Genomic DNA, 3,730 nt, shown 5'->3' on the forward strand with positions numbered 1-3,730 from the left:
ATCCATGGGCTGTGGCGGGCGGGAAGCCGGGATCCGCCCCACAACCCATGACCGGATCCGATGCGAGACCTGAGTAATTAGGGTTCCTCGCTCTGTCCCTGGCGATCCCGCCCGATCATGATTCTGGTTGCGAAGGATGGTGTCGCCAGTGTCCGGGCGGATCGGCTGATCGATTACCCGGCGAGTGCTGGCGCGTCGTCGAGGTAGTCGGGCCGAAGCCGGATCAGGCGATCAGGCGGGTCGTGTAGCCGGCTGCGACGAGGGCGCGGTAGGCCTCGTGAACCTCGTGCGGAACGGGCTGAGATATGGCGTAGCCACGTTCTGCGTAGATCCAGATCCGTTGGGTGTCGCCGACCAGCATCGATACCACCCGACCGACGTCCCCGATGCTGGCTATGTAGTCGTCCAGGGCGAGCGGCTGGGAGGCGCAGAGAACTTCGACGTCCGGCCAGAGCCTGCGGCAGGTGGCGTAGGCCCGGCGCTGTTGGTAGGGCCGGGAGATCAACATCACGGACTGCGGCTCGATGCCCCGGGCGCGCAGCAGGTCGTGGGAGCGGGTGATGTTCTCGCCGGTGTTGCGGGCGGTCGGCTCGACCAGAACGGCCGAGTCCGGGACACCGAGAACAAGAGTGTGCTCACGGTAGTGGACCGCCTCGCCCCGTGGGAAGGCGCCGATGGTCGTGGGGGCGTTCGCCCCGGTGAACACGATGAGCGGGAACAGGCCACGCTCGTGCAGGTCGGCGGTGTAGGTCGCCACGCCAAGGTCGTGGCTACCGAGGCCGATGCCCACATCCACGGTCCGCAGCTCGTGCCGCAGGTTGTGGTAGGTCCAGAGCACTTCCACTGGTCCACGGATCGCGGGCGCCAGCGTCGGGGTCATCGGCGCGCTCCCGAGTCGGGCACGTCGAACTCGTATGACCAGGCGAACCGGGACGCGGCGTGAATACCGATGGCGTATTCGACGACAACTCCGTCCGCGGTGGACGTCGTCCGGTGCAGCTCGACCACGGGTTCGCCGGGCGGCAGCTCAAGCGTCGTGACCTCTTCTGGCGTGGGCATCCTCGCGTGGAGATCTTCTACCATCCGGGCGATCTCGAGGCCTCGTTCATACAGGACCCGGAACCCACCGCCTGGTCCAGCCGGTCCGGCGGTCGTGTCGACCAGGCGCGTCCCCTTTACGTGCTCAGGTCGGTAGTAGCTGGTGAGCGTGTGGGTGGGTTCRCCCTGCTCGCGCACTATTCGGGCGCGCTCGTACACATGGGCGCCTGACGGTAGGCCGAGGGTGGCGGCGACTCTGTCGGGCGCTGGAATCCGGTTCACCGTCTGCGTCTGGTCGGAGGGCTCCCACGATCGCCYGGAGGCCTCGCGAGCAGCCGCGAAGGCCACCACGTCCGCGTCACGCCATTTCGCCTTGTCGTATCGATCGATGCCGAGCCGGCGCAGGGGCGGCCGAGGCCGGCCCGAGTCTAAATGCTTCCTAGGAAGGTTGTGTCACCGCTGGGGAACCTTCCTAGGAAGGACTGGACGGTCGGTGTTCGGACACGCAGCCAAGCGTTTTGATCCGATCTATGTCGGCGTCGACCGCTGCTGACCTGGCTACCCGCATCTGCCACGACGCGGGAGAGACCGATCGTGGAGAATGAGGGCATGTCGGCCGACGGAGACGACGACATGCGAGGCCCCGATTACCCACGTCGATCGTGGGGAGCGCCCGAGTACTCACTGCGGGACGTGGACTGGTGGCCGTTCTTGTGGGCTGCGGCCCTCGGCGCCTGCCTGGTCGTGGTCGTGTTTCTCGTGCTCTACGTACCGCTGGCGGGGAGGCCCGACGACCCCGCCGTGTGGGGACCGCAGTCAGACGACGTGCTGGTGTTCGGGGCGGCTGTGCTGGGGCTGCCGGTAGTGGCTGGCGCCGTGTTGTCCACCATGCTGGTCCGGGTCTTTGCACCGGTCCGCAGGCTCCCGCCGTTCGTGCAGGCGTGCGCGGGGCTGGTCGCCGAGGTTGCCCTCGTCGCGCTGTTGAGGTTCGTGGCCTCCGGCCACTGAACGTCCGCCTCGCCGACTCGGAACCTGGTGATCACGAGGACATGGTTGGTGTAGCCGATGATCAGCGCCATATACGCCATATACGCCATATAGGAGTCGAGGGTGGCGTGAGCGTCTGCCGACAGGTAGGGCAGGCTGTGCGGTCCCGCGTCGGTGGGCAGCGGCCCGGGAGTCATGTCTGTGACCTACTTTCCAGCGTGGCGGGGTCCAGCAGATGGACGTTGGAAGCGCCGCACCAGATCTGGGACTCGCGTTCAACGCCGGTGTCGCCGGGCGTGGTCAGCGCGTCGGCCAGGTCATGCACCGGGCACGGCGGCCGGACCGGGACCGCCGCGGTGTCGCCGACGCCGGCCAGGAACTGTTGAAAGACCAGGGGGACCGCCGTCCTGCCGCCCGGCCGCGACGCGAAGTGGTCGACCAGGAACGGCGCCGGCAGCATCGAGACCGCCCCGGCCAGGTCGCGCGGGGTGGCGCGGGGTGGCGCCCGAAATCTCAGCCAGGAAAATCGCGCAGCGAACACGTCTCCGTCTTATGATTCTTACCTCGCAAAGAATGCGCCTCGCTGGATTCTTGGCCGGTACGGCGACAGCCGCCAGGACTAGGGCTGCCGCGACGTCCAGGCTCCTAGCCCGCGCCGAGACGACAGCGGAAGCGAGCCATAGGCCGCTCCCGGACTGCTTGCTTCAGCTAGCACAGGTTCAACCCGCGCTTAAGACCGCTACGGGCGGACGCCGTACGCCGTCGGGATGCCACCACGTGGTTGCGGGCTGATGGGACACTGGTCGTGTGATCGACAGAGGGGGCCGAGGCGCAGTCGAAGGCAGTTCCGAGGGCTGGGACTTCTTCGTCTCCTACACGGCAGTTGATCAGACGTGGGCGGAGTGGATCTCCTGGCAGTTGGAAGCAGCGGGCTACCGCGTCCTCGTCCAGGCATGGGACTTCGTCGCGGGGACGAACTGGCAGATCCGGATGCAGCAGGGCATGGAAGGTGCCCGACGCACCGTCGCCGTGCTGTCCACCGCCTACCTGTCCTCGGTCTACGGCCAGAATGAGTGGCAGGCCGCGCACGCGGCGGATCCCCATGGCTTCGCGCGTAAGCTGCTGCCCGTACGGGTCGAGGACTGCCGACGGCCAGGGCTGCTACGCGGGATCGTCTCGATCGATCTGTTCGACTTGGATCCTGATCAAGCGAGCCAGCACCTTCTCAAGCACGTTGACCGCGCACTCACCGGCCGCGCCAAACCCGCCGTGCCCCCCGACTTCCCCGTACGCCGAATCAACGCTCCAGCCAACGAACCGGCCTATCCCGCCAATCAATCGGACCGCCCCGCGCTACCGGCTATTCCGAACGACCGCGAAACCCTTGAGGAACTGCTTAACCATCAACGCCGCACGCTCGGTGCTGACCACGTCGACACTCTGGCCACCGCGAACGATCTAGCCAAGGCGTTGGTCGAACTGGGCGACTGGCAAGTGGCTCGGTCCCTCGCCGAAGACACCCTCGTTCGACGTCGGCGTGTTCTCGGCGCCGAACACGCCGACACTCTCCACACCGCCGGCCGTCTCGTCGCCGCGCTGATCGGAATTGGAAACTGTCAGGCGGCTCGGTCCCTCGCCGAAGACACCCTCACGCGACAGCGGAGTGTCCTGGACGCCGACCACCCCCACGCCCTCGCCACGGCGA

Annotated in this window: 4 protein-coding genes and 1 pseudogene; 2 read left to right on the forward strand and 3 right to left on the reverse strand. The window is 67.1% G+C overall.

Going from position 1 to position 3,730, the window contains the following annotated elements; all coding sequences use genetic code 11:
- Positions 1-223: 223 nt before the first annotated feature.
- Both BCD49_RS34105 and BCD49_RS34110 read right to left on the reverse strand, forming a co-directional pair.
- The gene (locus BCD49_RS34105; RefSeq protein ID WP_007518709.1) at positions 224-880 is read right to left on the reverse strand and encodes a YdcF family protein; all 657 of its coding nucleotides are present in this window, start codon (positions 878-880) and stop codon (positions 224-226) included.
- Positions 877-1,458 (reverse strand): annotated as a pseudogene (locus tag BCD49_RS34110) (UTRA domain-containing protein); the annotation flags it as partial. The gene BCD49_RS34105 and the pseudogene BCD49_RS34110, both read right to left, overlap by 4 nt.
- Before the next feature lie 213 nt (positions 1,459-1,671).
- Between BCD49_RS34110 and BCD49_RS34115 the strand changes: the two are divergent.
- Entirely contained in the window at positions 1,672-2,046 is a 375-nt protein-coding gene (locus BCD49_RS34115) for a hypothetical protein (RefSeq protein ID WP_158072984.1), read from the forward strand.
- A 172-nt stretch (positions 2,047-2,218) separates the two neighbouring features.
- On the opposite strand, the gene BCD49_RS34120 is transcribed toward BCD49_RS34115, so the two are convergent.
- A complete protein-coding gene (locus BCD49_RS34120; RefSeq protein WP_131803617.1) occupies positions 2,219-2,566 on the reverse strand; it encodes a hypothetical protein in 348 nt (115 codons plus the stop codon).
- A gap of 266 nt (positions 2,567-2,832) precedes the next feature.
- Here BCD49_RS34120 and BCD49_RS34125 point away from each other — a divergent pair.
- Positions 2,833-3,730 (forward strand): toll/interleukin-1 receptor domain-containing protein (locus BCD49_RS34125; RefSeq protein ID WP_131803618.1); only part of this gene is annotated, 898 nt, incomplete at its 3' end.

Origin of the sequence: Pseudofrankia sp. EUN1h (assembly GCF_001854645.1) — a bacterium.
GTDB classification, from domain to species: Bacteria; Actinomycetota; Actinomycetes; order Frankiales; family Frankiaceae; genus Pseudofrankia; species Pseudofrankia saprophytica.